Below are 26,637 nucleotides of genomic sequence, written 5' to 3'. Positions count from 1 at the left end.
TGTCCCGGCGGTTGGGTGAAAGTTTAATACGACCACGAAAAAAGTCACTACCGCCCTGATGTGCCGCTGTCCTTCCAGCCTTCATAGGCGGCCAGGGCCCGCCTGCGCCCGGCGTCCGGCGTTACCATCGGTGACGGATAGGCGGCATCCGCGCGCAGCCCCCAGGATCGGGGGACTGCATCGAGATAGGCCATTGCGGCGTCTGGCGGTTTCCCCTGCCCTTCGGCGATCCAGCGTCGGATATAGGTTTGATCGGGGTCGAATTTTTCCTGTTGGCCAACCGGATTGAACACCCGGAAATAGGGGGCCGCATCCGGCCCGCAGCCCGCAACCCACTGCCATCCCATCGCATTGGCGGCCCAGTCCCAATCGGTCAGGCAATCGGCGAACCAGCGCATCCCGATCCGCCAATCCGCCATCAGGTGCTTGGTCAGGTAAGAGGCGACGATCATCCGGGCACGGTTATGCATCCGGCCCGTCACATACATTTCCCGAAGCCCTGCATCGACGGCCGGGATCCCGGTGCGCGCCTGTTCCCACGCCACCACCTCAGGCCGGTCTTCATCCGTTTCCCACGGAAAGCCGGCCCATTCCGGGCGCCAGTTTTCCGTGGCCAGCCCCGGGCAATGGTGCGCCAGATGCCAGGCGAATTCGCGCCAGACGAGCTCCTTGAGGAAATGTTCGGCCCCCGCGGCGCCCTCTTCCATCGCCCGGCGCCCTGCGTGCCAGATGGTGCGCGGCGATATTTCCCCATAGGTCAGCCCCTCGGACAGACCGGATGTTGCATCCTCGGCAAGGAAATCGCGCCGCGCCTTGTAGCCTTCAACCCGCCGCTCCAGAAACTCGCCCAGCATGTCCGCTGCCGCGTCTTCGCCCGGCGATTGCCAGCGCCGGACAATCCCGGCGCCCCGGCGCATCGGCGCGTCCATCCGCCAATCAGAAAGACTGTCCGAGGCGGGCCAGACCTCTGGCGCGATGATCCGGGCCGGGCGTGGTAGGGGCAGACCGGGGTCGCGGTCCTTCACCGCCCGCCAATAGGGCGAATAGACCTTGTAATATCCGCCCTGCCCCGTTTCGACGGTCCAGGGTTCGAACAGGACCGCGCCACTGAAGGATCGCGCGTCAATCCCTTCGGCCTTCAGGGCGGCCTTGACCTCTGTATCGCGGGCCTTGCTGTCCGGGTCATAGGCACGGGTCCACCAGACCGCCCGGGCGCCGGTCTCAGCGATCAGTGCCCGCAGCGCCTCCAGCGCCCGGCCCCGACGCAGGATCAGGTGGCTGCCATGCCGGCCCAGCGCATCGCCAAAGGCCTCGACCGCCAGCCCAAGGCGGAACCGGGGCGCGGCGCCAAGGGTCGTTGTGACCTCGTCATCAAGAAAGACGGGAATGACCGGACGGCCCGTTTCCGCCGCCTCGTGTAAGGCCGGATGATCCGACAGCCGCAGATCGCGACGAAACCACAGAATGATTGGGGATGATGACACGCGTAAACCCTGCCCGTTTTTCTTACTTACGTCCGCCAGCCCCCATCGGATTGCAAAAAACCGGCAAGCCCGTTTGCGCAACCATAGGGCTATATGTCCGACAATTGCGCCAAACTGTCGCATTGGAACCTTCAAGGGGCGTTCGTGAACCATCGCACCGCGGCCACAAGACCCACCTTGCCTGAAATCTTCAAGACCCCGGTCAACGGCGGCGTGATTCATCCAAGGAGGGAACAAAATGGCGATCAAGCCACCATTTACCGAATTGCATATCCCGAAGGCGCCTTCGGGGTTTTACGAAGGGCACAGCCTGCCCATCGCGCTTATCTCCAAGATTTCCATGTCGCTGCTGGTGATCTGGGCACTTGTCTGGCCCGCCAACGCGGGCAGCACGCTGGGAAGCCTCAACTGGCGGCTTCTGGAGATGTTCAACAGCTTCTACATCGTAATTGTTGGCTTGTTCGCCTTCTTCCTTTTGGCCGTGGCAATCCTGCCCTCGGGCAAACCTGCCCTCGGGCAAAAAGGTCATGGGCCGCGAGGGCGAAAAGCCAGAGTTTTCCAACTTCTCGTGGTTCTCGATGATGTTCGGCGCCGGTCTGGGCGTGGGCCTGATGGTCTTTGCCACCGCCGAACCGCTGGGCCTGTGGAATTCGAACCCCGTTGTCATCTCCGGCGCGGTCGCGGGCGGCACAGAAGAGGCGCTGCAATCAGGATATCGCTATACCTTCCTGCATTACGGGTTCCACGCTTGGGTGATCTATGTCGTAACCGGCCTCTCGCTGGCCTATTACGCCTATACCCGTGACATGCCGCTGACGATCCGGTCGGCGCTGACGCCGCTGTTCGGCAAATACGTCAACGGCTTCTTCGGTCACATCGTCGACGTTCTGGGCATTGTCGCCACCATTCTGGGTGTGTCCGTCACCATCGGGTTCGGCGTCAGCCAGTTCATCGACGGGGTCTATGCGGTCACTGGCATGGAATGGGTCATGAACATGGGCGGCGACGTGCCGACCCCGTCGAAGGTCGGGCTGATCTCGGGCCTTGTGGTCATCATGGGCCTGTCGATCATCTCGGCGGTCTCCGGTGTCGGGCGCGGGGTGAAATACCTGTCCAACCTGAACCTTGTGATGTCGATCATCCTGCTGCTGACCTTCGTGGTCTTCGGGTCCTTCCTGTTCGCGATGACGACCTACGGAACCGCGCTGGTGGATTACATCCTACACTTCGTTCAGCTGTCCTTCGGCGCTTGGGGGCCGCAGTCGGCCGCCGACTTCGCCGCCGCCCTTCCGGCAGAGGCACAGCCCTTCGCAGAGGCGCTGTCGGGCGCCCAAAACGCCTGGGGCACCTACGACAGCTTCGTCGCCGGTCTTGAAGGCGACGCCGCGGCCCTTCCTGCCGAAACCCTTGCAGCCGTCTACGAGGCAGGCAATGCCGGGCGCCAGTTCGGTTGGCAGGCAGGCTGGACCACCTTCTACTGGGCCTGGTGGATTGCGTTCTCGCCCTTTGTCGGCCTGTTCCTTGCCCGCATTTCCAAGGGCCGGTCGGTGCGCGAATTCATCATCGGCTGTGTCATCGCTCCGGCACTGGTCTGCTTTGCCTGGATGACCATCCTTGGCGCGACCGCGATCGACCTTGAACTGTCGGGCGTGGCAGAGGGCGCGATCACGGGTGCGTCGAACACCAACAAGCTGTTCGCGACGCTTCAGATCATGTTGGGCGACGGGGCCTTCCTCAGCGGGATCACCGTCATGTGCGTGGTTCTGGTAATGACCTTCCTTGTCACCTCGGCCGACTCGGGCATTCTTGTGATGAACACGATCATGTCCGGCGGCGAACAGGAAACCGGGATCAAGCACCGGATCATCTGGGGCATCCTGCTGACCCTCGTGATCGGCGCGCTGCTTCTGGCCGCGGGCGAGGAAAACCCAATGAACGCGCTGCAATCGGCGATGATCATCGGCGCCCTGCCCTTTACCATGGTCATGGGGCTGATGTGCGTGGCACTGGCCAAGGCACTGTATCGCGACAACCTGCGGGACAAGCACGGGGTTGCGGGCGAATAGCCCCACCCTCATCGGAAACGGAAACGGCGCCGGTTACCCGGCGCCGTTTTCTTTTTCTGGATGGGATAGGATCAGGCGTTCACATCCACCACGACCCGGCCCTTGACCTGTCCTTTCAGGATATCGCGGCCCAGACCGGGAAGGTCGGACAAGGTGGCGGGTTGCACCATCGACTCAAGCTTGTCCATCGGCAGATCGCTGGCGATCCGCTGCCATGCGCGGACGCGGTTGTCATAGGGCTGCATCACGCTGTCGATCCCCAATAGGTTCACGCCCCGCAGGATGAAGGGGGTGATCAGCGCGCCGTCAATCGCCGCCCCACCGGCAAGGCCGATGGCAGCCACCGACGACCCATATTGCATCTGCTTCAGCACCCGGCCCAGCATGGCCCCGGCAACCGCATCGACGCAGCCGCCCCAGCGTTCAGCCTCCAGCGGTTTACGGGTGACCTCAGTCAACTCGTCACGGGCGATGATCTCGCTCGCGCCAAGACCGGTCAGATAGTCGGCCTGCTCTGGCCGCCCGGTGACGGCGGCCACCTGATGGCCCAGCTTGGCGAGGATCGCGGTCGCGACCGACCCGACCCCGCCAGCCGCACCGGTCACCAGCACCGGACCATCCTTGATCCCCTGATCTTCCAGCGCCATGACGGCCAGCATCGCCGTCAGCCCGGCGGTGCCCACGGCCATTGCCTGCCGCGTGGTCAGCCCCCCGGGCAGCGGCACCAGCATATCGGCCTTGACCCGCGCCTTCTGCGCATAGCCACCCCAGCGGTTTTCACCGACACGCCAGCCGGTCAGAACCACCTTGTCACCGGGCTTGTAGCGGGCGTCATCCGATGCCTCGACCGTGCCGGCAAAGTCGATCCCCGGCACATGCGGGTAATTGCGGACAAGCCCGCCGCCCGGCCCGATGCACAGCCCGTCCTTGTAGTTCACGGTCGAATAGTCGACCGCGACCAGAACTTCGCCCTCGGGCAGCTGATCGACCGAGACCTCCTCGACCTGGGCCGAGGTCTTGCCGCTTTCTTCGTCTTTCCGCACCACAAGCGCGTTGAACATATCAATCTCCTTCTTGTGCAGGCTGTCCTGCATTGGTCTGGACCCGCGGACGCGTGACTGCGCCCGTCAGATCCAGAATTTATCCTTCACGACCGCCTTGCGCGGCCCGGCGATGGTTTCCACCTCCAACACGGTGCCCGCCTCCCAATAGGCGCGGTCCACCATCCCGATGGCGACATTCGTCTTGAAATCGGGGGACCAGGTTGCCGTCGTGACCTGGCCAACCTCTTTGCCACCCGCGCGCAGCGGCCAGGCAAAGTTGATCGGGGGAATCTCGCCCATGATCTCGATCGGGCGGATTTGCTGGGTGGGTTCCGACCGGGCCAAAAGCCCCGCCTTGCCGATGTAGTCGCGCGGCGAGTTGACGAATTTGCCCAACCCGCATTCAAACGGCGTGTTGTCGCGGGTCATGTCATTGCCATAGCTGAGCAACCCCGCTTCGACCCGTTCCATGGTCGAAGGGCAACCGGCCCGCACGTTCAGGTCTGCACCCGCCGCGAACAACGCGTCCCACAGGGGCATACCGATGTCCGACCCATCCACGTAAATCTCGAACCCGCCCTGTTTCGAATAGCCCGACCGGGCCACGACCAGTTCGCGCCCCATGAACGGCAGACGCTTGTAGCGGAAGAACCGGATGTCACGCGCGATTTCGCCAAAGACGCGGGCCATCAGGTCATCCGATTTCGGGCCCTGCACCGCCAGCGGGCTGACGTCGGGTTCGAACACCTGCGCATCCAGCCCCAGCGCGTCGCGCACCCCAACCACATATTGCAGATAGTCGCTGTCAGCGACGGAAATCCAGAACCGGTCCTCTGCCAGTTTGACCAGCACCGGATCGTTCAGCATCCCACCGTCCCGGTCAATCGCGGGCATGTAGTAGCATTGATCCATCGCCATCTTGTCCAGATCGCGCGGGCTGATCAGGTCCAGAAGGCGGCGGGCATCCGGCCCTGCCACCTCGACCTGACGTTCACAGGCCACGTCCCAGACCTGCACATGGGTCTTGAGGTGGCGATAGTCTTCTTCCTGCCCGGCAAAGACCGACGGCAGGATCATCCGGTTGTAAACCGTGCAGACAGACATGCCCGCGGCTGTCACCCCCGGCGTAAAGGGGGTGGACCGAACGCGGCGGGACGGAAAGATGGATGCCATTTTACACCTGTGTTGAAAGAATTAGCGCGGGCCGTGCCAGTCGATCTGGCAGATCTCGGCCGACCGTCCGTCAAAATCCCAGACCCGGCCAAAGGCGCGAACCTTGCCCAGATCGGCCTTGGCGACGGTGATGTCGGGGCCCATCCAGTATTCGGTATTGTGCACGACGATATCCTCGCCGCCCTTGCCCGGAACCGGGGTGATCGACCCCTGGATTTTCTTGCCGACCATCAGGCGGCGGGTCTTGCCTTCGGTCTCGAATACAACGGGTGCGCGTTCGGCGCCAAGGAACTCGCTGACCAGAACCTTGAACAGCCCTGTGGTGCCGCGTGCCTTGCCCGAGAAGATGCGCAGGAGCCCCTCGTAGGCGTCATAGCTGGCCCGTTCGTCGATGTAGGCCGCGGCCTTCCAGTTGCCGCGCCCCATCTTGCCCGGAATTTCCAGCAGCAGGCCGACGTTCAGCCCCGACAGATCTTCGTCGCCATAATGGCCGCTGTCGATCCGGATCCCGGCCCAGCCCATGCAATAGCCTTCGGTCGGCGGATGTTCCCCAAGGCTGATCACGCAGGGACAAAAGACCGTGCAGTTGCAGTTCAGGATCAATTCGCCCTTGATCGCCCAGGGCGTCTGGCTTTGGTCCACCGGGCCCGCCGCCGGATGACGGTTCGAGATTTTTGCGGGGGCTTTGATCTTGTCAGAGGCCATGGGGCATCCTTTCGGTTAGACAACAAAGGGAAGCGGGGCCGCGCAAATCAGCACGATCCCGGCAGGGCGGGTCAGGAAGCGGCCAAGGCCGGGCAACTTCTCGAAGGTCATGAAAAGGGTGGCAAGGCCCATCCACCACAGGGCCATCGTGCCGCCGACAAAGGCCAAGAGCATCAGCGCCCAGCAGCAGCCAAAACAGACAATCCCAAGGTCAACGCCCATGCGCAGGGCGGCGCGGGCACCGGGGGCCCAGCGTTCCATGAAAAAGGTCATCGGCATCCGGCATTTGGACAGGCAGGCATCCTTGAAGCGGGTGAATTGATAGCCGCCCGCCACGATCAACAGGCCCGAGGTCAGCCAGGGCGACAGGCTTTGACCCAGCGGCGACAAAAGACCCGCGCGGGACAGCGCCCATTGCGCCACGGCCCCTGCCCCGGCCCCGATCAGCCAGACCAGACCATAGCCCGTGACCAGCGCCACGAACCCGGCCGTGGTTCCGGCCCCGGCCTGCCGCAGGTCGTCATAGGTCCGAAAGGCGGGCACGGCGGTGGGCAACATCATCGCCAGCACCATCAGCGCCCACATCAGGAACAGGGCGCCCGGATCGGCCTCTGCCGCCGCAGCGCACAGGCTTTCCCAAATTTCCGCCGGAAGGTCCGCACCGGGCAACCCGCGCGACATGATCACCACGCCCGCCCAGCCCAAAAGGATCGCCGCGTAGATACCCAGCCACACGAAACCGGCCCCGCCAATGCGGGGCAAACGCCGTTTCAGGGTGGCGCTGCTATCGGACATGAACCCTCCCAAGGTGCGGAATCAGCTTGTCGGGCTGCCGCCTTGAAACTAGGCTCTGCCCATATGGCAGAAATGTCAAACAATTAATGTCTGACAATTGAAGGGGACCGGATGGCGCCGATCTACAAACTGGGCAAGGAAGAAGGCGAGCTGCCGATCCGCATTGCCGCGGCCATCCGCGATGCCATTGTCGAGGGGCGGCTGATCGTCGATCAGCGACTGCCATCGGAATCCGAACTGGCCGATGAATTCGGCGTGTCACGCCCAACCGTGCGCGAGGCGCTGAAACGGCTGGCCGCGCAAAACCTGATCCGCACCCAGCGCGGCGCGACCGGTGGCGCCTTTGTCAACCGGCTGTCGTTCGAAGAGGCCTATGGCCAGCAGATCACCACATCGACCCTGCTTCTGTCGATGAACCAGGTCGATTTCGAAACCGCCTGCGAGGCGCGTTATACGCTGGAACGGGCGGTCGCCCGGCTGTCGGCGGAACGGCATGACGCCGATCAGATGGCCACCATGCGGGCGGAAATTCACCGGCAGGCCCAGCCGGGCCTGTCCGACGAAAGCTTCTGCGCCTCGGATGTCGCCTTTCACCGGGCGCTGGTGGACGGGGCGCAGAACCCGGTGCTGTCCTATCAACTGGCCGGCGCGGTCGAAGCGATGCAGCCCCTGATGAACATGATCACCTTCACCCAACGCAACCGGGCCCGGATCGTCGACCTGCACACGGCGATTGCCGACGGGATCGAAGCCGGTGATGGCAAGGCGGTGGACGAAAACCTCGCCGCGCTGTGCGACTACACGATCACGCTCGGGGTCGCGGCAATGGAGGCACGGGCGGCGAAGAACGGCTAGACGCGGCTATTAAGCGTGCAGACTGTAGTTTGTTCGGGACATCCGACCAGCGGCAGCGTGGACTGTCGCCGCGCCTGAACCGAGGGGCGGAAGCAAAGCGCCCGCCCCGTGGGGGCGGTTCGGGCGCTGCCAAATCTTTGATTTGGCATTCATCGCTATGCTATTGCTTACGCTTTTGCACAGTTGGAGCGCCTTCAATCGCCCCCTTTTCAAACACCCCCGCGCCCCCTATATCTAACCTGTCTCCCTCGGGGGACTATGGGCATAAACGTGCGTGAAATAAGCGGATCGGACCCGGGGGCGGTACCCGGCGGCTCCACCAAACATCCCTCGTTGGGGGCAGATGGGGCCGAAACAGGATCGACGAACGTGTAAAGACGTGGCTTTGTCCCGGTGAGCTACCACCGTTATCGGTGCGAAAAGTACAATTGCCAACGACAATCGTGCTCCGATCGCTCTGGCTGCCTAAGCAGTCCGAAAGATCGAAATCTAAGTCCTTGGGCTTTGCAGCCTAAGGCGGGGTTCGGAGGTACCTGGCAACAGAAACCTCCACTTTCCCAACAGACTAAAGGCCAGCGTTGATCCAAAACCGCATCCCCTGCATAGTCTGGGGAAAGGATGGGGATTGCATGGCACTGGACATCATCGGCGCCGGATACGGCCGCACCGGAACGGAGTCGCTGCGCAGCGCGCTGGAAATGCTGGGCTTTGGCCCCTGCCACCATATGCACGCGATCCGTGACACGCCCGCCCTGCTGCCCGTCTGGCAAGAGTTTGCGGACGGCAAGCATCGGGATTGGGACCGCCTGTTTGACGGGTTCCGGTCGCAGGTGGATTTCCCCGGCGCGGCCTATTGGCGGGACCTGATCGCCCACTACCCCAAAGCCCGCGTGATCCTGACCATCCGCGACCCTGAAAAGTGGTACGACAGCGTTCTCGCCTCGGTTCTTGAGTTGATGGCGGAGCGCGAGACCCTGTCGAACCCACACCACAGGGCCGTTCTGGACCTGTCTGACCGGCTGGTCGGCGAGGGCTATTTCGGGGGGCGCGGGCCGGACCGGGACCACATGATCGCCCGCTTCCAGCAACATACCCAAAATGTCATCGACACGGTGCCAGCCGACCGGCTGCTGGTCTATCAGGTGGCCGAAGGCTGGGGCCCGCTCTGCGCCTTTCTGGACGTGCCCGTTCCCGATGCGCCCTTCCCCCACGCCAATGACGCGGCCTCCTACCGCGACCACTGGGACGGGCCGTCCCCCGGCTGATCCAAGATGTGAGGATCGAAAATGCTCCTGCGCGCCGCACTGCTTGCCCTTACCCTGCCTTTCGAGCCGGTCCGTGCATGCGAAACCGCGCTTCTGCTGGCCATTGATGTGTCGAACTCGATCGATGTGGCCGAATACCGGCTCCAGACCGACGGGCTGGCCGATGCGCTGCGCGACCCGGAAATCATCGACGCATTGGTTCAGGGACAGGTGGCGCTGGCTGTTGTCCAGTGGTCCGGGGTGGACCGGCAGGAACTGACGATCCCGTGGGAACGGATGACCAGCCCAACCGAGGTGGAGCTGTTTTCCAACCGCGCCCGGGTCATGCCGCGGGCCTTTGTCATGTCCGACACCGCCCCGGCCGAGGCAATCACCTTCTCCATCTCGCAATTCGACTCGGTTCGGGATTGCCGCCGCCACATCATCGACGTGTCGGGCGACGGTACCGCCAACGCGGGGGCCGATGTGCGCCGCCTTCGGACCGAGGCGGAACGGCGCGGAATCACCATCAACGGGATCGCGATCGAGTCGATGGGTCTTGCGATCACCGGGTTCTTCCAGCGGGCCATCATCACCCGCGACGGGTTCGTGATCACCGCGCGCGGCTACCGCGACTACCCGGACGCAATCCGCACAAAGATCCTGCGAGAGGTCAGCCGGATTTTCGGCTAGCCCCCCGCCCCTGACCCCCGACGCCCCCTTTCATCCGGTTCCGAATCCCGTATGCTGCACCCAAGCGACCAAAGGGGGCCACCGCGTGCGACACTCCATCGATTACGGATCACTCATGCATCAGGCGATGCGTGGCCTGATCCAGGGCGTTCTCGAACGGGTGCAGCGCGAAGGCCTGCCGGGCGACCATCACTTCTTTATCACGTTCGACACGCTCCACCCCGATGTGGAACTGGCCGATTGGCTGTCCGACCGCTATCCGGGCGACATGACAATCGTCATTCAGCACTGGTTCGACAAGCTGGAGGTGACGGACGACGGCTTTGCCATCACGCTCAATTTCGGCAATCAGCCGGAACCGCTCTATGTTCCCTTTGACGCGATCAAGACCTTCGTCGATCCGTCGGTCGAATTTGGCCTGCGCTTTGAAAGTCAGGACGCCTCGGACGAAGACGACGAGGACGACATCGAGGACGAGGACAACGAAGCCCCGATGGATGAGATGGTCGAACCCGATGCTGCGCCCAAGCGCGGCGAGGCCGAGGTTGTCAGCCTCGACAAGTTCCGGAAATAACCTTTGCGGCATTTCGCCCGTTGCCCGGTGGGCCGCGCGGCGCTAAACGGCATGCAACGGCATACCAAAGGATCATGACATGTCCCAGACCCGTACCGAATCCGACAGCTTTGGCCCGCTCGAGGTCCCCGTAGACCGCTACTGGGGCGCCCAGACCCAGCGCAGCCTGATGAACTTTCCCATCGGCTGGGAAAAACAGCCCGTCGCGGTCGTCCGCGCCCTTGGCGTGATCAAGAAAGCCTGCGCCATGGCCAACAAGGCCAGCGGCAAGCTGGACGCGAAACTGGCCGACGCGATGATTGAAGCCGCGACCGAAGTCATCGACGGCAAGCTGGACGATCATTTCCCGCTGGTGGTTTGGCAGACCGGCTCCGGCACCCAGTCGAACATGAACGCCAACGAGGTGATCTCGAACCGGGCGATCGAACTGCTGGGCGGCGTGATCGGGTCCAAGGATCCGGTGCACCCCAACGACCATGTAAACATGGGCCAGTCGTCGAACGACACCTTCCCCACCGCGATGCATATCGCCGCGGCCATGACCGCGCGCGACGTGCTGCTGCCGGGGCTTGAGAAATTCGCCGCCGGGCTGGAAGCCAAGGCCGAGGAATTCAAGGACATCATCAAGATCGGGCGCACCCACACGCAGGATGCGACGCCCCTGACGCTCGGGCAGGAATTTTCCGGCTATGCCAAGCAGGTCCGCAACGGGATCGAGCGGATCAAGCTGGCCCTGCCCGGCATCTACGAACTGGCGCAGGGCGGCACCGCCGTCGGCACAGGGCTGAACACCGACAAGGGTTGGGACACCACCGTTGCGGCGAACATGGCCGAGATCACCGGCCTGCCCTTCGTCACCGCCCCCAACAAGTTCGAAGCGCTGGCCGCCCATGACGCCATGGTCTTCATGTCCGGCGCGATCAAGACCGTGGCGATGGCCGCCTACAAGATCGCCAACGACATGCGCTTCCTCGGTTCCGGTCCGCGGTCGGGTCTTGGTGAGCTGATCCTGCCAGAAAACGAACCCGGATCGTCGATCATGCCCGGCAAGGTCAACCCGACCCAGGCTGAGGCGATGACCCAGGTCTGCGCCCATATCCTCGGCAATGACGCGGCGATTTCCTTTGCCGGGTCGCAGGGGCACTTTGAGCTGAACGTCTATAACCCGATGATGGCCTATAACCTGCTGCAATCCATGCAGCTTTTGGGCGACGCGGCGGACAGTTTCACCGAACGGATGCTGATGGGCACCCGCGCCAATGAAGAGCGGATCGAGAAGCTGATGAAGGAATCGCTGATGCTGGTGACAGCGCTGGCACCGACCATCGGCTATGACAACGCAACGACCGTCGCCAAGACCGCGCATAAGAACGGCACCACCCTTCGGGAAGAGGCTGTCAAGCTGGGGTTCGTGGATGAAGAGACCTTTGACCGGGTCGTGCGCCCCGAACAGATGATCGGCCCGAAAGGCTGACAACAGACAAAATCGCATCATAGACCCGCGCCAACCGGCGCGGGTTTTTTTGTTTTATTTCATAAGGCTTTGACCCAAACCTCATTCAAAGCACGAAGAATGCCTCTTGAATGTGGCGCGGTTTCGATGTTCCCTGATCTTCCCGCAACAAGGTGGTCCCCCATGTCCGAGATCGTCAATCTGAACCGGTTCCGCAAGCAGGTCACCAAGGCCGAAGAAAAGGCGCAGGCCGATGCGAATGCGGTCAAGCACGGGCGCACAAAGGCCCAAAGACTGCTTGAAGCCGCGCTTGAGGAAAAGGCGCGCGCGCGGCTGGACCAGTTGAAGTTCGAAGACGAATGACCGCCCCGCCCGCAGGCCGCCCGGTGAAGCATTCACTGACCCTGCGCGGGCATCGGACGTCGGTGTCTCTAGAAGCGGAATTCTGGGCTGCCTTCCGGCTGGCCGCCGACGAAGAGGGTAAGGCGATCAACGAACTTGCCGCAGAAATCGACGCGACCCGGGGCGATGTCGGCCTCGCCTCTGCCATACGGGTCTGGGTTCTGAACAGGTACAGGTCGGCGCGGTCCTGACCGCGCCGAACGATCACTCAGGCTGCTTCCTGCGGATAAAGCGCGGAACGTAGGCTATCCAATTCCTGACGCCCCTTGGCGTTTTCCCGTTCGAGATCCCGCACAACCGGGCGCGGCCCCAGATCCGCGTCATCCGATTTCTCAGACAGCATGAAGCGGTCGGTCAGCGACGCTGCGCTTGCCTTGATAAGCTCGAAAAACTGAACTGCCATTGGCCGGTCCCCACTTACTGGTACGGCCCCCACGCTTCAACTTTAGCCCAAAATGCGGCCATGAAACCGCCTAATTTCAGGCGCGTTGCGCGGCACCAGCGTTAGGACTTTCTTAATACATTGATTTACTTTGCATTTACCGAACTTCACACGAAGAATGACGCCAAAAGATGACAAGTCTGGCCGATCTTTCCCCGTTTTGCCGTTGGATGGTTGGAAACAGTTCTTCCAGGCCTTCAAGGATCGTCGTGAATCAGGAAACCGGCGGTCGAATCACCGCCCAGATTCGGCCCCGCGTCGGTCCAGCCGCAGCCAGATGCCATCCGCCGCCCGGACAGTCAGATGTGCGACCGGGACCGGGACGCGCCCTTCGACCGGGGTAACCCGGAACTCCCGCAGGATCATTGCCAGCAATAGCGGCCCTTCAACCATCGCAAACCCCGCCCCAGTACAGACCCTCGGGCCTGCGGAAAACGGCATATAGGCGTCACGCATACAGGTCTTTCCGTTCTCTGTGCCCCAGCGCGCCGGGTCGAACCCATCTGGGTCGTCCCACATCCGTTCGTGCCGATGCAGATGCCAGGGCGACAAGACAACCTGCGATCCGGTCTTGACCGCCCTGCCCCGGAACTCCTCCGGGCAAGTGGTTTCGCGCACCATCATTGGCACAGGTGGATAGAGGCGCAGCGCCTCGCGGAACACATCCCGTGCCACCCGCAGGCGGGACACGGCAGAGAACTCGGGCGTCAGACCCTGCGCCTCCTCCGCCAGCCGGTCCTGCCACTCCGGGTGGGTTGCCAGCAGGTACAAAGCCCATGCAAGGGCCGAGGCAGATGTCTCATGCCCAGCCAGAAAGAAGATCGCCACCTGGTCGATCATCTCGGCCAAGTCGAACCGGTCGCCGGTTTGCGGATCCGTGGTGGTCATGATCTTCGTTGCCAGATCATCCGGGGCGGTCCCGGCCTCGATCTCGCGCAGGCGGGCCTCGGTCAGTTCGCCGATCAGCCCCCGGATCACCTTGGCCGTGCGCCGGGTTTCGCGGCTATAGAACCTGGGCATCCAGCGGGGGCCTGCGATAAAGGCACGAAGGTTCAGGATTGGCTGTTCGCGTTGATAGGCGCGGAATTCACGAAACACCCGCGCGGCGATGTCATGGTCAATCGGGATCGAAAACAGGGTCCGAAAAATCACATCGGCGGCAGCGTGGCTGGTCTCTTCCTCAATCTCGACAGGGGCACCCCCCGCCTTGCCGGCAAGCCGCGCATTGGCCGCCTCTCCGGCCGCCCACATGGCCGGGAAGGTATCGCGCAGCCGCCCGCCTTCGAAGGCCGGGTCGATGATCCGCCGCTGCCGTTTCCAGACCGCGCCATTGGTCAGGAAGACCGAATTGCCCAGCAGCGGGCGCAGCCCGGCACCGACCCGGTCCGACTTTGGGAAATCATCAGGCCGTTCGTTCAGCACCCGTTTCAGCAGCGCCGGATCATTCACCATGTAGCTGCGAAAGAACGGTGTTCGAAACTCTGCCATCCAAGCGCGATAAAGCTTGGCTGGCTGGGCCGACAGGATGTCCTGCCGAAACAGCCGCATATAGCGCCAAAGCGACACCCGATCGGGCCGCGACGGGGGCTTTGGCGGCAGGGTCACGGGGCGACCACCGTGGTATATTTCGATGCCGCCACATCGATCCGGCTTTGTGACGGGGCGCGTCCATCGTATCGGTCGGCCAATGTGACCGGCCCGGCGGTGATCTGGAAATAGTCATAATCGCCCGGTCGGTCAAAGGCGCACAGATATTGGAAATGCAGACGGAAGAACCGCCAGCGCAACTCTTTCCACCGTTCCGGGCTGAGGGTCTGGGTAAAGGCCGCAGACAGGACCAGCGGCCATTTCTGCCCGCGCGGGGCCACCCCCGACACCGCCACCGGATCGCACAGCGCAAAGGCGCAGCCGTCCCCCGGCGCGGTCACATCGATCCAGGCCAGTTCGCGCCGTTGCGACAGGAACATCAGGTCGCCGCGAAGTCGCCACGCCCGAGGCAGGAAGGACACCATCGGCACCACCTGCCCAAGGCTGAGGAACCCCAACGCGGGGCCAGTGGCGGGCACCCTGCCAGCCCGGATCAGGTCGGCCAGGATCGACACGCCAAGATGCGCGCCGGACGAATGTCCGACCACAAGAACCTCGTCCACTGTGGGATCGTTCAGCGCATCTGCGATCTGGTCGCCAAACTCGGCCATTCGCGCCTCCAGCTCGGGCGGGTTTTCCCCTTTCCAACGGGCGGAATAGGCGTAGTCGTGCATCAGGTAATAGGCGAACAGCTTACCATCGCGGGCCTTGAACCAGCGCAGGACAAGCGGGACGATGACTAGGAAGGGCACCCAGAACCCCGCCGTTTCCAGAAAGAGGCGCAGTCCAAGGCGGCTCCCTCCATCGCCCCAGAGCGGGAGCAACCCGGGAATTGCGCTAACGATCCGCCCGGCGATGACGCCCAGCACCACCCCGATCAGAAGTTGCAGGATCAGCATCCCGACCGGGTAAAGCGCGGCGATAACCGGCCCCTTGCGCATCCACATCAGCCGCCGCAGCGTGCCGCTGGCAATATAGGTCCAGGCCGTGCGGACAAGTTGCAGGTAAGTGGCCGGGATCGTGTTGGACATGGACCCGCGCACGATGTCGGACCAGACCAATACCTCGACCGAAGCATTGACCGGCGCTTCGTCGATCCGGGCCTCCACCTCCCAGCCATAGGCGCCATCGCCCTGTTTGGGGGAAATGCCGATGTCATAGCCTGAAATCTCGGCCTGTGCCGCGCTTTCCTTGCGGTACAGCTCGCGGTAGCGGCGCGGATGAATGGGATCGTAGCCGGGGATATAGAACACCCGGCGTCTGCGCACCTGCCGTTTTGCCTGCTCTGCCATGTGTCTGCCCTGGCTGCCTTTGGCAGCAGGATAGCCCAAGAACCCGGCAGGATTAAGACGGCAATTCGGGTGGGCCTAGCCGAGCGCGGCAAGCCCCGGGAAGGTTTCCAGCAACCAGTAGGAGAAGGTGGAAAACTGGCCCGTCAGCATCATCAGCCCAACGGTCCAAAGTAGCAGACCCGAGACCCGTTCGATCCGGTCCATGTGCCGCTTCATCCAGCCCATCGCCCCCTTCAGCCGCGGGAAGAACGCCGCGACCAGAAGGAACGGGATGCCCAGACCCAGCGCATATGCCGCCAACAGGGCGGTGCCTCGCGCAATGTCGCCTTCCAATGTCGCCAGCCCAAGGATCGCGCCAAGGATCGGACCAAGGCAGGGGGTCCAGCCAAAGGCGAAGGCCAGACCAAGAAGATAGGCGCCGAGTGCCGATCCACCCCGGTCGCCCGCGTCCACCCGCGCCTCGCGCATCAGAAACGGGATACGGAACACACCGATGAAATGGGCGCCGAAGACCATGATCAGGATCGCAGCGCCATAGTAGAACCAGTCCTGCGCCGACAGATACATCCGCCCGATGCTGGAAAAGGCGAACCCCAGAAGCAGGAACACCGTCGACAGCCCAAGGACAAAGAACACCGCCGCAAGGAACACGCGCCCACGTCCACCGCCGTCGTCCATGTCCCGCACCGACACGCCCCCCATATAGGCCAGATAGGGCGGCACGATGGGCAACACGCAGGGCGACAGGAACGACAAGACCCCCGCCGCCAGCGCAATCACCAACGCGGGCAGAAGTGAGGCATCCAGAAAAGTCGCGGCGTCCAACATGTCGGCTCCTGTTTTCTCTCACATAGGCGATGGTTTGACAGAGGTCACGAGGCAGGTGGTCGCATCCGGTCACAAGTTAGCGTGTTCAGTTCAACTGGAGACGAAAGAAGGCTGCCTCTCGCTTGCGCTTGAACGCGTATTCGATGTTCTTTTGTTTTTATGGACCTGAACCCGCTCTAGCGACAGGTTGAAAGGAAAACGCCGCCCCGGTCAGGGCGGCGTTTCCGGTTTCATCGGTCAGCCTAGCGGCCCATCGACCACCAACCACGGCGCTTGGGCTTGTCGTCCTTGGCCGGGGCCTCGGCGGTCACTGCTTCGGCCTCCGCCATGGCCGGTTCTGGCTGTGGCTCTTCGGAAGCCGGCGATTCCTTGGCGGCCGGGGTCGCTTCCGGCTGCGGTTCGGGCTCGGCCGGGGCAGCCTCTGCTTCTGCCGGGGCTTCCGGGGCCTCTGCCTCGGCAGGAGCTTCCTCAACCTTCTTCTTGCGAGACCGGGTCGCCCGTTTCTTCGGCTTTTCCTCGGCCTCGGCTGGGGTGTCCGCCGCTTCCTCCGTGGTCTCGGGGGCCTCAGCCTCTGCCGGGGCCTCCTCGACCTTCTTCTTGCGGGTCCGGGTCCGCTTTTTCGGCTTCTCCTCGGCCTCGGCCGGGGCTTCCGCCGCCTCTGACGGGGTCTCGGTCGCCTCGGCCTCAGCCGGGGTATCCTCGACCTTCTTCTTGCGGCTGCGGGTGCGCTTCTTCGGCTTCTCTTCGGCCTCGGCGGGGGCTGCGGCATCGTCCGGCGCATCGCCCGCGCCGTCGTCCGCACTAGTCTCATCAGCCTCGGACTGCGCGTCCTGCCCTTCGGCACCATCCTTGGCCCCGCCCCGACGGCGGCGACGCCGACGGCGCTTTTTCTTGGGCTTGTCGTCATCCGCGGCCTCCGATGCCTCGGGCGCATCCTGCGCCTCGTCATCGGCCTCCTCGGCAGCCAGCGCATCTTCCGCCTCTTCCATCAGGGCGGCGGCCCCGGTCACGACCGGCGCGGCCTCGGGCACGATGCGGGTCGCGGTCTTGAACTTCTCAAGCGCGTAGTCGGGCGACACCATCAGCGGGTCCGCCTCGATCCGGACAGCCATACCATAGCGGGCCTCGATCTCGGCGATGTGTTCGCGCTTCTGGTTCATCAGGAAGTTGGCGATGCCCACCGGGGCCTTGACCAGAACCTCGCGCGACCGGCCACGCACGCCTTCTTCTTCCAGCTGACGCAGAATACCAAGGGCCACGTTGTCGTCTGACCGCAAGAGACCAGTGCCATGGCAATGCGGGCACGGCTGGGTCGTCGCCTCGAGCATGCCGGGGCGCAGACGCTGGCGCGACATTTCCAATAGGCCAAAGCCCGAAATGCGGCCCAACTGGATGCGGGCGCGGTCGGTCTTGAGCTTGTCTTTCAGGCGCTTCTCGACGGCGGCGTTATTCTTGCGCTCGTCCATGTCGATGAAGTCGATGACGATCAGCCCGGCCAGATCGCGCAGACGCAGCTGGCGGGCCACTTCCTCGGCCGCTTCAAGGTTGGTCTTGAGTGCGGTCTGTTCGATCGACCCTTCCTTGGTCGCCTTGCCAGAGTTCACGTCGATGGCAACCAGCGCCTCGGTGATACCGATCACGATGTAGCCGCCGGACGGCAATTGAACCGTCGGGTTGAACATCCCGCCAAGGTAGCCTTCGACCTGATAGCGCGCGAAAAGCGGCAGCTGTTCGCTGTAGAATTTCACGTTCTTGGCGTGGGACGGCATGATCATCTTCATGAAGTCCTTGGCCGAGCGATAGCCGGCCTCGCCCGCGACGATCACCTCGTCGATCTCTTTCGAATAAAGATCGCGGATCGTGCGTTTGATCAGGTCGCCCTCTTCGTAAATCTTCGCAGGGGCGATGGATTTGAGGGTCAGTTCGCGGATCTGTTCCCACATCCGCTGAAGGTATTCATAGTCGCGCTTGATCTCGGCCTTGGTCCGCTGGGCGCCCGCGGTGCGGACGATCAGGCCCGCGCCTTCCGGCACGTCGATCTCGGCCGCGATTTCCTTGAGCTTCTTGCGGTCGGCGGCATTGGTGATCTTGCGGGAGATGCCGCCGCCACGGGCGGTGTTCGGCATTAGCACGCAGTAACGGCCAGCCAGCGACAGATAGGTGGTCAGGGCAGCACCCTTGTTGCCGCGCTCTTCCTTGACGACCTGAACCAGCATGATCTGCCGGACCTTGATCACTTCCTGGATCTTGTACTTGCGGGGGCGCGGTTTGCGGACCGGGCGCACCTCTTCGCTGTCATCTTCTTCGGCGACACTTTCGATGGTGTCGTCCTTGTCGACAGACTGAACCACGGCGTCATCGTCGGTGTCCTCGTCCTCCTCCTCGCCTGCGGCGGGGGTTTCGACTGGGGTCTCGGCGACGGTCTCCATCGGGCTGCTGCCCTCTTCGACGACCATCTCACCGGCTTCGGCCTCATCCTCGCCCAGATCAAGGACTTCCATCCCCTTGATATCGCCAGAGATCACCTCTTCCGGCGCTTCCTCGGGCAGCTCGACCTCGGCGGTGGCGATTGCGTCGCCATTGGTCGCATCGGCGGCTTTGGCCTTGGACCGGCCGCGCCCGCGACGGGACCGGCTGACCTTCTTGGCCTTCTTTTCCTCTTCGCTCTCTTCCTCGGCCTTCAGGCTTTCGGCATAGGCGCGTTCCTCGGCCAGAAGCGCCTCGCGGTCGGCCACAGGGATCTGGTAGTAGTCGGGATGAATTTCCGCGAAGGCAAGGAACCCGTGGCGGTTGCCACCGTAGTCCACGAACGCCGCCTGAAGCGACGGTTCGACCCGTGTTACCTTTGCAAGGTAGATGTTGCCGGCCAGCTGCCTGCGCGACTGGCTTTCGAAATCAAATTCTTCGACCTTGTTTCCATCCACCACGACAACGCGGGTTTCTTCCGCGTGCGTGGCATCGATCAGCATTTTCTTTGCCATGTTGTCCAATTGCATGGCGCAAACCAGCGCGCGCCCCGGGGGGCGCGGAAGATCTTGCGGCATGTCTGATTAGGGCGAGCGGGGTCGCGCAGTTAGACAACACAACAGGGGACGGGCCACCAAGGGCCGCCTGCATCCTGCCTGTATCACCTGCGCGGTGCATCGCGTTTCTTCTCCGATCCCGGCCGAATTGGTGGCGGGACCCATTCACTGGCCCGGGCGCGTCCGATCAATCCTCGCGCGATCCAGGGCGTTCTTCTGGCCCAAATGAGCCAAATCCGTTCCATCGTCGGGGTTCCGCCGGGTCATTGCCCGCGAACACCCGAAGACGGGTAAAATATCCGGGCGGCATCGCGCAGCGTCGCGCGAACGTCCGTATCCTCTACATAGGGGAGGAACCCGGCAATTGACAATGGGCAATCTTTGGGCGGCTCAGGCCCAATCGTGACGATCGAACGACAAATCGCCCGATGTGGCCCGCAGGATGACCCGCGAAAACGCCTGCCCGCTAGGGCTGCGCTGCGCCTCGCGCACTGCGTTCAGATGACGGGACAGGACAGCACAGATGTCGGCGTCAATCTCGGGACCGCCCCCGTCGAACCGCACGACGAACAGACGATCTGCCCCGCGCGTCGCTTCGGCCCGCCAGTTGCGCGGGTCAACGGCCAGCGCCGACAGCGCATCGAACAGCGCCCTCAGATGGGTCGCGTCGGCCAATTGCCCGGCCTTGCCCCGCTGAAACAGCCCGCCAAACACGCCTAAAGGTAGTCGGACCGTTGCAGGCCGTACTTGGCCATCTTTTCGTTCAGGGTCCGGCGCGGCAGGCACAGTTCATCCATCACCGCCACAATCGACCCCTTGTGCCGCCGCATGGTATTGTCGATCAACATCCGTTCAAAGGCTTCGACGAATTCCTTAAGCGGCTTGCCTTCGGTCGTGATCGCCGGTTTCTGGCTGTCGTCCGCATCCGCCATGAGGAGCGAGGTGATGGACCCCGTCCCGCGCCGGTTCTGCAGCACCGCGCGTTCCGCCACGTTGATCAGCTGGCGCACGTTTCCGGGCCAGGGAGCCTGCAGCAGCTGCGCCGCTTCCTGTGCGCTGACCTGTGGCGCGTCACAGCCGTATTCTTCAGAAAACTGTTCGCCCAGCTTGGTGAACAGGGTCAGGATATCCTCGCCCCGCTGGCGCAGCGGCGGCACGGTGATCCGCAGCGCGGCCAGCCTGTAGAACAGATCCGGGCGCAACACGCTTTCGCAGGTCTTGCCTTCGTCCTGAAGGTTACAAATGGCAACGATCCGGGTTTCGGCCGGGGTGCCCTGATCGTTGATCGCCGTCAAAAGCCGGGCCTGAAGGCTGGTCGACAGCGCCTCGATATCCTCCAGAACCAGGGTGCCACCGCGCGCCTCTTCCACGGCGGGGATCGGTTCATCTTCGTTCGCGGGGCCAAACAGGCGGCGGCCAAGGCTGTCCTCGTCATAGGCGGAACAGGAGATCAGGACGAATTTCTTCGACGCGCGCGCACCAACCGCGTGCAGCGCATGGGCCACGAGGGTCTTGCCCGTGCCGGTTTCCCCTTCGATCAGCACATGGCCGTCCGCCTGCCCAAGATCGAGGATATCTTCCTTCAGACGCTCCATCACCGGGCTGGTGCCGATCAGTTTCTTCATCAGGGCCGATCCGTCCGACAGTTCCTTGCGCAGGGCACGGTTGTCCAGTGTCAGTCGGCGGGCATTGCTGGCCTTCTTGGCCAGTTCGGTCATCCGGTCGGGGTTGAAAGGCTTTTCAAGGAAATCGAAGGCACCGATGCGCATTGCTTCCACCGCCATGGGCACATCGCCATGGCCCGTGATCATGATCACGGGAAGGGCACTGTCGACGCCCTTGAGCTTTTTCAGGAACTGCATCCCATCCATGCCCGGCATCTTGATGTCGCTGACCACGATCCCCGGATAATCCGGCCCCAACCCCTTCAGCGCGTCTTCGGCGCTGGCATAGGTTTCGGTATCGAACCCCGAGAGGGCCAGCCACTGGCTGATGGACTGGCGCATATCCCGTTCGTCGTCGACGATGGCGATCTTCATGGCCTTGCTCATGGCCAGGTCCCTTTCTTCGTTCTACTCGGCCGCTTCGGCCCCTGCCTTCAAGATAGGAAGCTGCAATTCGAATACAGCCCCCCCTGCGGTCGCGTTTCGCGCGGTCAGCCGCCCCCCAAGGTCGTTGACGATGCCAGAGGAAATGGCAAGCCCCAGCCCGACCCCTTCGCCCGGCTGCTTGGTGGTGTAAAACGGTTCGAACAGGGCATCGAGGTCGTCGATACCCGGCCCGTTGTCCCGGATCGTAAGCCGCACGGTTTCCCCCACTGCAAGCAGGATGTCGATGCGGGGCTCTTCGGCCGCCTTGGTCGCGTCCAGCGCATTGCGCAACAGGTTCACGATCACCTGTTCCAGCCGCAGCCGGTCGCCGAGGATCATCGACGGTTCGGTCGGTAGGGTGCGGGTGATTTCGACCTTCCGCACCTTCAGCTGCGGTTCCATCATCGCCAGTGCGGATGACAGCGCATCGCGTGTATCCACAGGTTCAAAGGCATCCGCGCCCTTGCGGGCATAGGATTTCAACTGCCGGGTAATCGCCCCCATCCGGTCGATCAGATCGTCGATCCGCTGGAAGGACGACAGCGCCTCGTCCGGACGCTTGCGCTGAAGCAGAAGACGGGCCCCGGCAAGGTAGGTCTTCATCGCCGCAAGCGGCTGGTTCAGCTCGTGACTGACCGCCGCCGACATCTCGCCCAGCACGGCCAGTTTCGAACTTTGCGCCAGCGTCTGTTCGGCCACCTCAAGGGTCTTTTCGACCTTTTCACGTTCGGCGATTTCCCGCTGGAGACGGATGTTCAACTGGCGAAGCTCCGCCGACTCGCGCTGGAAAAAGATCAGGCGCGACGCTGCCTTGCGCGATGAAACCCAGAAGACCAATGCCAGCAGAATCGCGAACCCCATGATTTCGAGGGCAAGAATACCGTTCACCCGCTCGCGGACGCTGGCATAGGTGGTGTAGGTGACCATCTTCCACCCCTGAAACGGGATCCGCGCCTCGCGGCGCAAGACGGCCTCGCCCAGCAGGTAGGCGTCGATCGGAACCGCGGCCCAGTCCTGCGTTGCCCGAACCGCCCGTTCAATGGCCGACGGGGCCGACTGGCGCTCCAGAGCGGCGGTTTCCTCAAGCCCCCGCCAGCGGGGTTCGGTGGACAGGATAATGAGGCCCGCGCTGTCGGTCACCAGCACCGCATCCGAGATATTGGCCCAACTACGTTCCAGTTTGGCCAGATCGACCTCGACCGTGATGACCCCAAGGCCGGTGCCCGCATCATCGACCCTGCGTGAATAGACGAAGGAATAGCCGCCGTTGTCCCGAGGGCTGACGGTAAAGACAGTCGTATTGGTCCGCAACGCGTTGACGTAGTAGGCATCTGTCCGGTGGTTTTCACCCAGCCGGTTGCGGTCGGTCGCGGCCACCGTGCGCCCGTCCCGGTCCAGAAGCATAAGGGACGCCGCCCCGATTTCATCGACAAAGGACAAAAGCCGCTGGGTGGACCGGGAATACTCCGCCGACCGAAGGGCACCGATCAGTTCCGGGTCGCGCGCCAGAAGCTGCGGCACGATGGAATTGCGCTGCAACTCGCTCAGCAGGTTGCCCGCGTAGAGGGTCATCCGGACCTCGGCCCGGTTGCGCGTGGTTTCGGTGAACCGTTCAGTCAGTAGCTGGTTGGTGACATAGATCACCGCGACCGCGATCGCGACAAAGGCGATCATCGCCAGCCGAAGAACCCAGACGGTCCGGCGAGTGCGGTCCAAACGTGCCTGCGATGCGCGTGCCATGGGGACGATCCTAGGGCCCTGCCCCGCCCGTCACAAGACGGCCGCGTCAGGCGTTGGCAAGCTGACCGATCAATCCGCGGAAAAGCGCCTGCCCATCGGTGCCGCCGTGGCCTTCGTCCACCGCGCGTTCCGGGTGCGGCATCATCCCCAGAACCCGCCGGTTGTCCGACAGGATCCCGGCAATATCGGCGACCGCCCCGTTGATCGGGGTTTCATAGGTGAAGGCAATCCGGTCTTCGCCCCGAAGACGGGCAAGAGTGTCGGCGTCGGCGTAGTAATTGCCGTCGTGGTGGGCCACCGGGATATTGATCACGTCGCCCGCATTATAGCCTTCCGTGAAGGCCGAGACAGAGGTGGTCACCCGCAGGGGCACCACGCGGCTGATGAACTTCAGCCCTGCATTGCGCATCAGCGCGCCGGGCAGAAGCCCGGTTTCGGTCAGAACCTGGAACCCGTTGCAGACACCCAGAACATATCCGCCCCGCTTCGCATGTTCGACCAGCCCCTTGCAGACCGGCGATTGGGCCGCGATGGCCCCGCAGCGCAGGTAGTCGCCAAAGGAAAACCCGCCCGGCACCGCCACAAGGTCCAGCCCCTTGGGAAGCTCGGCATCCTTGTGCCAGACCATGGTCACATCGGCCCCCGCCTGTTCCAGCGCGACCTTCATGTCGCGGTCGCAGTTCGATCCGGGGAAAACGAGGACGGCGGCTTTCATGGCGGGTCCTTTCGGGAAGCACGAGTCGTTGGGCGAGCGTTTAGCCGCTTTTGCTGCAAAGGCAAAGGGGCGGTGGGTTAAAACCCACCTTACGTTTAAGGGGCGCTGCCCCTCTGGCCCTTTGGGCCATTCACCCCGGGATATTTATTGACCCAAAGAAGGGGCTGGACTCAGCGTCCCTTCTTCTTGGGTTAGAAATATCCTCTGGGGGGCCATGAATGATTTGATGGGGGGCGAAGCGCCCCCGGGTAAGGTGGGTTTTAACCCACCACGCCTGGGTCACGACTGGAAGTCGGTGATTACGGCCACGCCGGGCGGTGCGGGGTGGTTGAAGGCTTCCAGTTCCGCGTTCACCCCAGACAGGCCGATCCGCCGCGTCACCAGCGGCGACAGGTCCGCCTGTCCGGCCTCGATCAACGACAGGAGCGACGGGTAACGATGCGCGGGCATTCCGCGTGTGCCGAAGATCGCCAATTGCCCGGAATAGACCGCGTCCATCGGGATCGGCATGGTCGTATGATCGCCGGCGGGCATCCCCACCTGCACCATCCGCCCCAGTTTGCGCAGGGATTTCAGGGCCGGGATCGTGGTCGCCGGAATGCCCAGCGCCTCGATCGCCACATGGGCGCCGCCGCCGGTGATGTCCCGCACCGCCTCGACCGCGTCGACCCGTGCTGCGTTCACCACAGCATCGGCCCCCAACCCTTTGGCAAAATGCAATTTTTCCTCAACCACGTCGACAACGACGACCCGCGCGCCCAGCGCCCGGCCGAGGATCAGCGCACAGGTCCCGACCCCGCCGCCCCCGAACACGGCCAGCCATTCGCCCCCCGCCAGCGCCGCCCGCCCGGTCAATGCGTGCCACGCGGTCGTGGCCCGGCAGCCCAGCGCGGCGGCAAGCGCAGGGTCCATCCCATCCGGCAGGGCGGTCAGGTTGTGGTCGGCATGCGGGACCGAAATCATCTCGGCAAAGGCGCCGTTTTGCGTGAAGCCGGGCACCACCTGGGTCGGGCAGGTCGTCTGTTGCCCCGCCGCGCAGGCCGGGCAATTGCCGCAGGCAAGAATGAAGGGCGCGATCACCCGGTCCCCGACCCGCCAGCGGGTCACCAGCGGGCCGACCTCGACCACTTCACCGCAAAATTCGTGCCCGGGAATATGCGGCAGCACCACCTCCGGGTCCGCCCCGGTCCAGGCGTGCCAGTCGGACCGGCACACGCCGCAGGCCATGACCCGCAGCACCACGCCATCCGGCGCACAGCCCGGGTCCGCGACAGACGTAATCTCGAGCGGGGAATTGTAGGTGGTCAACAGGGCCGCGCGCATCATACCTCTCCGCTTTGGTCAGCGGCAGAGTGGCGGGCGGCGGGCGCCGGGGCAAGCCCCGGCGACAGGCCTCAGGCCATTTCGATCTGGTAGCTTTCGATCACCGTGTTGGCGAGCAGCTTTTCGCACATCTCTTTCACGGTGTCCTCGGTCGTGCCATCGGCAAGATCCAATTCGATGATCTTGCCCTGACGGACCCCGCCGACCCCGTCGAACCCGAGCGAGCCAAGCGCGTGGCGCACGGCCTCGCCCTGCGGGTCAAGGACACCGTTCTTCAGCATGACATGAACACGGGCTTTCATCGGTCAGTTCCCCCTCGGGTCGTGTGTTGGTGCGGTCAGTTGACCAGCGTCGGCTTGTGGGTATGCGTCACATTGGACGGCAGAACCCCAAGGCGGCGGGCCACTTCGGTATAGGCGTCGGCAAGGTTGCCAAGATCACGGCGGAACACGTCCTTGTCCAGCTTCTGGCCGGTCTCGATGTCCCACAGGCGGCAACTGTCGGGGCTGATTTCATCGGCCACCACGAGGCGCATGAAATCATTGTCCCAGATCCGGCCAATCTCGATCTTGAAGTCGATCAGCTTGATCCCGACCCCATGCATCACGCCCGACATGAAATCATTCACCCGCAGGGCGATCGCGACGATATCGTCCAGATCCTGCTGAGCGGCCCAACCAAAGGCGATGATATATTCCTCGGGAACCAGCGGATCGCCCAGGGCGTCGTTCTTATAGGAGAACTCGACAATCGGGCGCGGCAGCGGCGTGCCTTCTTCCATGCCCAGCCGCTTGGCCATCGAGCCTGCGGCAAAATTGCGCACGATCACTTCCAGCGGGATGATCTCGACCTGCCGGACCAGCTGTTCGCGCATGTTCAGCCGCTTGATGAAGTGGGTCGGCACCCCGATGGACTGCAGCCCGGTCATGAAGAACTCGGACAGGCGGTTGTTCAGCACGCCCTTGCCTTCGATCACAGCCTTTTTCTCGGCGTTGAAGGCAGTTGCGTCATCCTTGAAATATTGCACGATCGTGCCCGGTTCCGGGCCTTCGTAAAGGATTTTGGCTTTGCCTTCGTAAATCTTCTTGCGCCGGGCCATGGTCACCTCTT

General features: G+C 63.2%; 25 protein-coding genes, 1 other RNA gene and 1 pseudogene. 10 read left to right on the top strand and 17 right to left on the bottom strand.

Features of this window, described 5'->3' with window-relative positions:
* Positions 1-47: 47 nt before the first annotated feature.
* Complete coding sequence (locus U3648_RS07560; RefSeq protein ID WP_420858639.1) at positions 48-1,484, bottom strand: cryptochrome/photolyase family protein; 1,437 nt, start codon at positions 1,482-1,484, stop codon at positions 48-50.
* Between the two features lie 238 nt (positions 1,485-1,722).
* Here U3648_RS07560 and U3648_RS07555 point away from each other — a divergent pair.
* Positions 1,723-1,968 (top strand): annotated as a pseudogene (locus U3648_RS07555) (BCCT family transporter); the annotation flags it as partial.
* 43 nt (positions 1,969-2,011) lie between these two features.
* Positions 2,012-3,550, top strand: coding sequence for a BCCT family transporter (locus U3648_RS07550; protein WP_420858638.1), 1,539 nt, complete (start codon positions 2,012-2,014; stop codon positions 3,548-3,550).
* Between the two features lie 71 nt (positions 3,551-3,621).
* On the opposite strand, the gene U3648_RS07545 is transcribed toward U3648_RS07550, so the two are convergent.
* The 4 genes from U3648_RS07545 to U3648_RS07530 all read right to left on the bottom strand — a co-directional run bounded on the left by U3648_RS07545 (position 3,622) and on the right by U3648_RS07530 (position 7,266).
* Positions 3,622-4,611, bottom strand: a complete 990-nt coding sequence (locus U3648_RS07545) for an oxidoreductase (protein ID WP_420858906.1) — start codon at positions 4,609-4,611, stop codon at positions 3,622-3,624.
* Between the two features lie 66 nt (positions 4,612-4,677).
* The gene (locus tag U3648_RS07540) at positions 4,678-5,766 is read right to left on the bottom strand and encodes a dimethylsulfoniopropionate demethylase (protein WP_420858637.1); all 1,089 of its coding nucleotides are present in this window, start codon (positions 5,764-5,766) and stop codon (positions 4,678-4,680) included.
* Positions 5,767-5,787: 21 nt separating this feature from the next.
* Positions 5,788-6,471, bottom strand: a complete 684-nt coding sequence (locus U3648_RS07535; protein WP_129680563.1) for a DUF1326 domain-containing protein — start codon at positions 6,469-6,471, stop codon at positions 5,788-5,790.
* Positions 6,472-6,486: 15 nt separating this feature from the next.
* Entirely contained in the window at positions 6,487-7,266 is a 780-nt protein-coding gene (locus U3648_RS07530) for a DUF2182 domain-containing protein (protein ID WP_420858636.1), read from the bottom strand.
* A gap of 111 nt (positions 7,267-7,377) precedes the next feature.
* On the opposite strand from U3648_RS07530, the gene U3648_RS07525 reads away from it, so the two are divergent.
* The 8 genes from U3648_RS07525 (at position 7,378) to U3648_RS07490 (ending at position 12,678) form a co-directional block, all read left to right on the top strand.
* A complete protein-coding gene (locus U3648_RS07525) occupies positions 7,378-8,121 on the top strand; it encodes a FadR/GntR family transcriptional regulator (protein WP_420858635.1) in 744 nt (247 codons plus the stop codon).
* A 202-nt stretch (positions 8,122-8,323) separates the two neighbouring features.
* Positions 8,324-8,675, top strand: a transfer-messenger RNA (tmRNA) gene (gene ssrA, locus U3648_RS07520).
* Between the two features lie 75 nt (positions 8,676-8,750).
* Positions 8,751-9,386: a sulfotransferase family protein gene (locus tag U3648_RS07515; RefSeq protein WP_420858634.1), complete on the top strand. Its 636-nt coding sequence runs from the start codon at positions 8,751-8,753 to the stop codon at positions 9,384-9,386.
* 21 nt (positions 9,387-9,407) lie between these two features.
* Positions 9,408-10,058 carry a DUF1194 domain-containing protein gene (locus U3648_RS07510; RefSeq protein ID WP_420858633.1) on the top strand — a complete coding sequence of 217 codons (651 nt, stop codon included), beginning with the start codon at positions 9,408-9,410 and terminating at the stop codon, positions 10,056-10,058.
* A gap of 85 nt (positions 10,059-10,143) precedes the next feature.
* A complete protein-coding gene (locus tag U3648_RS07505) occupies positions 10,144-10,632 on the top strand; it encodes an SspB family protein (protein ID WP_420858632.1) in 489 nt (162 codons plus the stop codon).
* Positions 10,633-10,711: 79 nt separating this feature from the next.
* Positions 10,712-12,106 carry a class II fumarate hydratase gene (gene fumC, locus U3648_RS07500; protein WP_420858631.1) on the top strand — a complete coding sequence of 465 codons (1,395 nt, stop codon included), beginning with the start codon at positions 10,712-10,714 and terminating at the stop codon, positions 12,104-12,106.
* A 162-nt stretch (positions 12,107-12,268) separates the two neighbouring features.
* A complete protein-coding gene (locus tag U3648_RS07495) occupies positions 12,269-12,448 on the top strand; it encodes a DUF4169 family protein (protein ID WP_420858630.1) in 180 nt (59 codons plus the stop codon).
* Positions 12,445-12,678, top strand: a complete 234-nt coding sequence (locus tag U3648_RS07490; protein WP_420858629.1) for a ribbon-helix-helix domain-containing protein — start codon at positions 12,445-12,447, stop codon at positions 12,676-12,678. The genes U3648_RS07495 and U3648_RS07490 overlap by 4 nt, the downstream gene beginning before the upstream one ends.
* Positions 12,679-12,695: 17 nt before the next feature.
* Here U3648_RS07490 and U3648_RS07485 read toward each other — a convergent pair whose 3' ends face one another.
* The 12 genes from U3648_RS07485 to purC form a co-directional block, all read right to left on the bottom strand.
* Positions 12,696-12,890, bottom strand: coding sequence for a hypothetical protein (locus U3648_RS07485; RefSeq protein ID WP_420858627.1), 195 nt, complete (start codon positions 12,888-12,890; stop codon positions 12,696-12,698).
* A 273-nt stretch (positions 12,891-13,163) separates the two neighbouring features.
* On the bottom strand, positions 13,164-14,477 hold the full coding sequence (locus U3648_RS07480) for a cytochrome P450 (RefSeq protein ID WP_420858905.1): 1,314 nt from the start codon (positions 14,475-14,477) through the stop codon (positions 13,164-13,166).
* A gap of 53 nt (positions 14,478-14,530) precedes the next feature.
* Positions 14,531-15,808, bottom strand: coding sequence for a hypothetical protein (locus U3648_RS07475; protein ID WP_420858626.1), 1,278 nt, complete (start codon positions 15,806-15,808; stop codon positions 14,531-14,533).
* Positions 15,809-15,883: 75 nt separating this feature from the next.
* Positions 15,884-16,636, bottom strand: coding sequence for a cytochrome c biogenesis CcdA family protein (locus tag U3648_RS07470; protein WP_420858625.1), 753 nt, complete (start codon positions 16,634-16,636; stop codon positions 15,884-15,886).
* A 242-nt stretch (positions 16,637-16,878) separates the two neighbouring features.
* Positions 16,879-19,617 (bottom strand): Rne/Rng family ribonuclease, encoded by a 2,739-nt coding sequence (locus tag U3648_RS07465; RefSeq protein WP_420858624.1) that lies wholly within the window; start codon positions 19,615-19,617, stop codon positions 16,879-16,881.
* A gap of 432 nt (positions 19,618-20,049) precedes the next feature.
* Positions 20,050-20,373, bottom strand: a complete 324-nt coding sequence (locus U3648_RS07460) for a hypothetical protein (RefSeq protein WP_420858622.1) — start codon at positions 20,371-20,373, stop codon at positions 20,050-20,052.
* Positions 20,374-20,375: 2 nt separating this feature from the next.
* Positions 20,376-21,710, bottom strand: coding sequence for a sigma-54-dependent transcriptional regulator (locus U3648_RS07455; protein WP_420858621.1), 1,335 nt, complete (start codon positions 21,708-21,710; stop codon positions 20,376-20,378).
* A 21-nt stretch (positions 21,711-21,731) separates the two neighbouring features.
* Positions 21,732-23,489, bottom strand: a complete 1,758-nt coding sequence (locus tag U3648_RS07450; protein ID WP_420858620.1) for a sensor histidine kinase — start codon at positions 23,487-23,489, stop codon at positions 21,732-21,734.
* A 46-nt stretch (positions 23,490-23,535) separates the two neighbouring features.
* The gene (purQ, locus tag U3648_RS07445; protein WP_420858619.1) at positions 23,536-24,204 is read right to left on the bottom strand and encodes a phosphoribosylformylglycinamidine synthase subunit PurQ; all 669 of its coding nucleotides are present in this window, start codon (positions 24,202-24,204) and stop codon (positions 23,536-23,538) included.
* A 279-nt stretch (positions 24,205-24,483) separates the two neighbouring features.
* Positions 24,484-25,527 carry a zinc-dependent alcohol dehydrogenase family protein gene (locus tag U3648_RS07440; RefSeq protein WP_420858618.1) on the bottom strand — a complete coding sequence of 348 codons (1,044 nt, stop codon included), beginning with the start codon at positions 25,525-25,527 and terminating at the stop codon, positions 24,484-24,486.
* 71 nt (positions 25,528-25,598) lie between these two features.
* On the bottom strand, positions 25,599-25,829 hold the full coding sequence (purS, locus tag U3648_RS07435; protein WP_129680520.1) for a phosphoribosylformylglycinamidine synthase subunit PurS: 231 nt from the start codon (positions 25,827-25,829) through the stop codon (positions 25,599-25,601).
* A gap of 35 nt (positions 25,830-25,864) precedes the next feature.
* Positions 25,865-26,626 (bottom strand): phosphoribosylaminoimidazolesuccinocarboxamide synthase, encoded by a 762-nt coding sequence (purC, locus tag U3648_RS07430; protein ID WP_129680519.1) that lies wholly within the window; start codon positions 26,624-26,626, stop codon positions 25,865-25,867.
* Positions 26,627-26,637: the final 11 nt, after the last annotated feature.

Source organism: Marivivens marinus, assembly GCF_035969385.1.
Taxonomy (GTDB): domain Bacteria; phylum Pseudomonadota; class Alphaproteobacteria; order Rhodobacterales; family Rhodobacteraceae; genus SELP01.
Note: the sequence above shows the minus strand (reverse complement) of the source record. Positions and strands in the feature narration are given on the sequence as shown.

Bases quoted from the DNA above. Each gene is read 5' to 3' on its own strand.
- U3648_RS07490 (WP_420858629.1), top strand. From the start codon at position 12,445: ATGACCGCCCCGCCCGCAGGCCGCCCGGTGAAGCATTCACTGACCCTG.
- U3648_RS07470 (WP_420858625.1), bottom strand. From the start codon at position 16,636: ATGTTGGACGCCGCGACTTTTCTGGATGCCTCACTTCTGCCCGCGTTG.
- U3648_RS07515 (WP_420858634.1), top strand. From the start codon at position 8,751: ATGGCACTGGACATCATCGGCGCCGGATACGGCCGCACCGGAACGGAG.
- purQ (WP_420858619.1), bottom strand. From the start codon at position 24,204: ATGAAAGCCGCCGTCCTCGTTTTCCCCGGATCGAACTGCGACCGCGAC.
- U3648_RS07525 (WP_420858635.1), top strand. From the start codon at position 7,378: ATGGCGCCGATCTACAAACTGGGCAAGGAAGAAGGCGAGCTGCCGATC.
- U3648_RS07450 (WP_420858620.1), bottom strand. From the start codon at position 23,489: ATGGCACGCGCATCGCAGGCACGTTTGGACCGCACTCGCCGGACCGTC.
- U3648_RS07510 (WP_420858633.1), top strand. From the start codon at position 9,408: ATGCTCCTGCGCGCCGCACTGCTTGCCCTTACCCTGCCTTTCGAGCCG.
- U3648_RS07540 (WP_420858637.1), bottom strand. From the start codon at position 5,766: ATGGCATCCATCTTTCCGTCCCGCCGCGTTCGGTCCACCCCCTTTACG.
- purS (WP_129680520.1), bottom strand. From the start codon at position 25,829: ATGAAAGCCCGTGTTCATGTCATGCTGAAGAACGGTGTCCTTGACCCG.
- U3648_RS07545 (WP_420858906.1), bottom strand. From the start codon at position 4,611: ATGTTCAACGCGCTTGTGGTGCGGAAAGACGAAGAAAGCGGCAAGACC.
- U3648_RS07550 (WP_420858638.1), top strand. From the start codon at position 2,012: ATGGGCCGCGAGGGCGAAAAGCCAGAGTTTTCCAACTTCTCGTGGTTC.
- U3648_RS07455 (WP_420858621.1), bottom strand. From the start codon at position 21,710: ATGAGCAAGGCCATGAAGATCGCCATCGTCGACGACGAACGGGATATG.
- purC (WP_129680519.1), bottom strand. From the start codon at position 26,626: ATGGCCCGGCGCAAGAAGATTTACGAAGGCAAAGCCAAAATCCTTTAC.
- fumC (WP_420858631.1), top strand. From the start codon at position 10,712: ATGTCCCAGACCCGTACCGAATCCGACAGCTTTGGCCCGCTCGAGGTC.
- U3648_RS07535 (WP_129680563.1), bottom strand. From the start codon at position 6,471: ATGGCCTCTGACAAGATCAAAGCCCCCGCAAAAATCTCGAACCGTCAT.
- U3648_RS07475 (WP_420858626.1), bottom strand. From the start codon at position 15,808: ATGGCAGAGCAGGCAAAACGGCAGGTGCGCAGACGCCGGGTGTTCTAT.
- U3648_RS07480 (WP_420858905.1), bottom strand. From the start codon at position 14,477: ATGCGGCTGTTTCGGCAGGACATCCTGTCGGCCCAGCCAGCCAAGCTT.
- U3648_RS07530 (WP_420858636.1), bottom strand. From the start codon at position 7,266: ATGTCCGATAGCAGCGCCACCCTGAAACGGCGTTTGCCCCGCATTGGC.
- U3648_RS07440 (WP_420858618.1), bottom strand. From the start codon at position 25,527: ATGCGCGCGGCCCTGTTGACCACCTACAATTCCCCGCTCGAGATTACG.
- U3648_RS07465 (WP_420858624.1), bottom strand. From the start codon at position 19,617: ATGGCAAAGAAAATGCTGATCGATGCCACGCACGCGGAAGAAACCCGC.
- U3648_RS07485 (WP_420858627.1), bottom strand. From the start codon at position 12,890: ATGGCAGTTCAGTTTTTCGAGCTTATCAAGGCAAGCGCAGCGTCGCTG.
- U3648_RS07495 (WP_420858630.1), top strand. From the start codon at position 12,269: ATGTCCGAGATCGTCAATCTGAACCGGTTCCGCAAGCAGGTCACCAAG.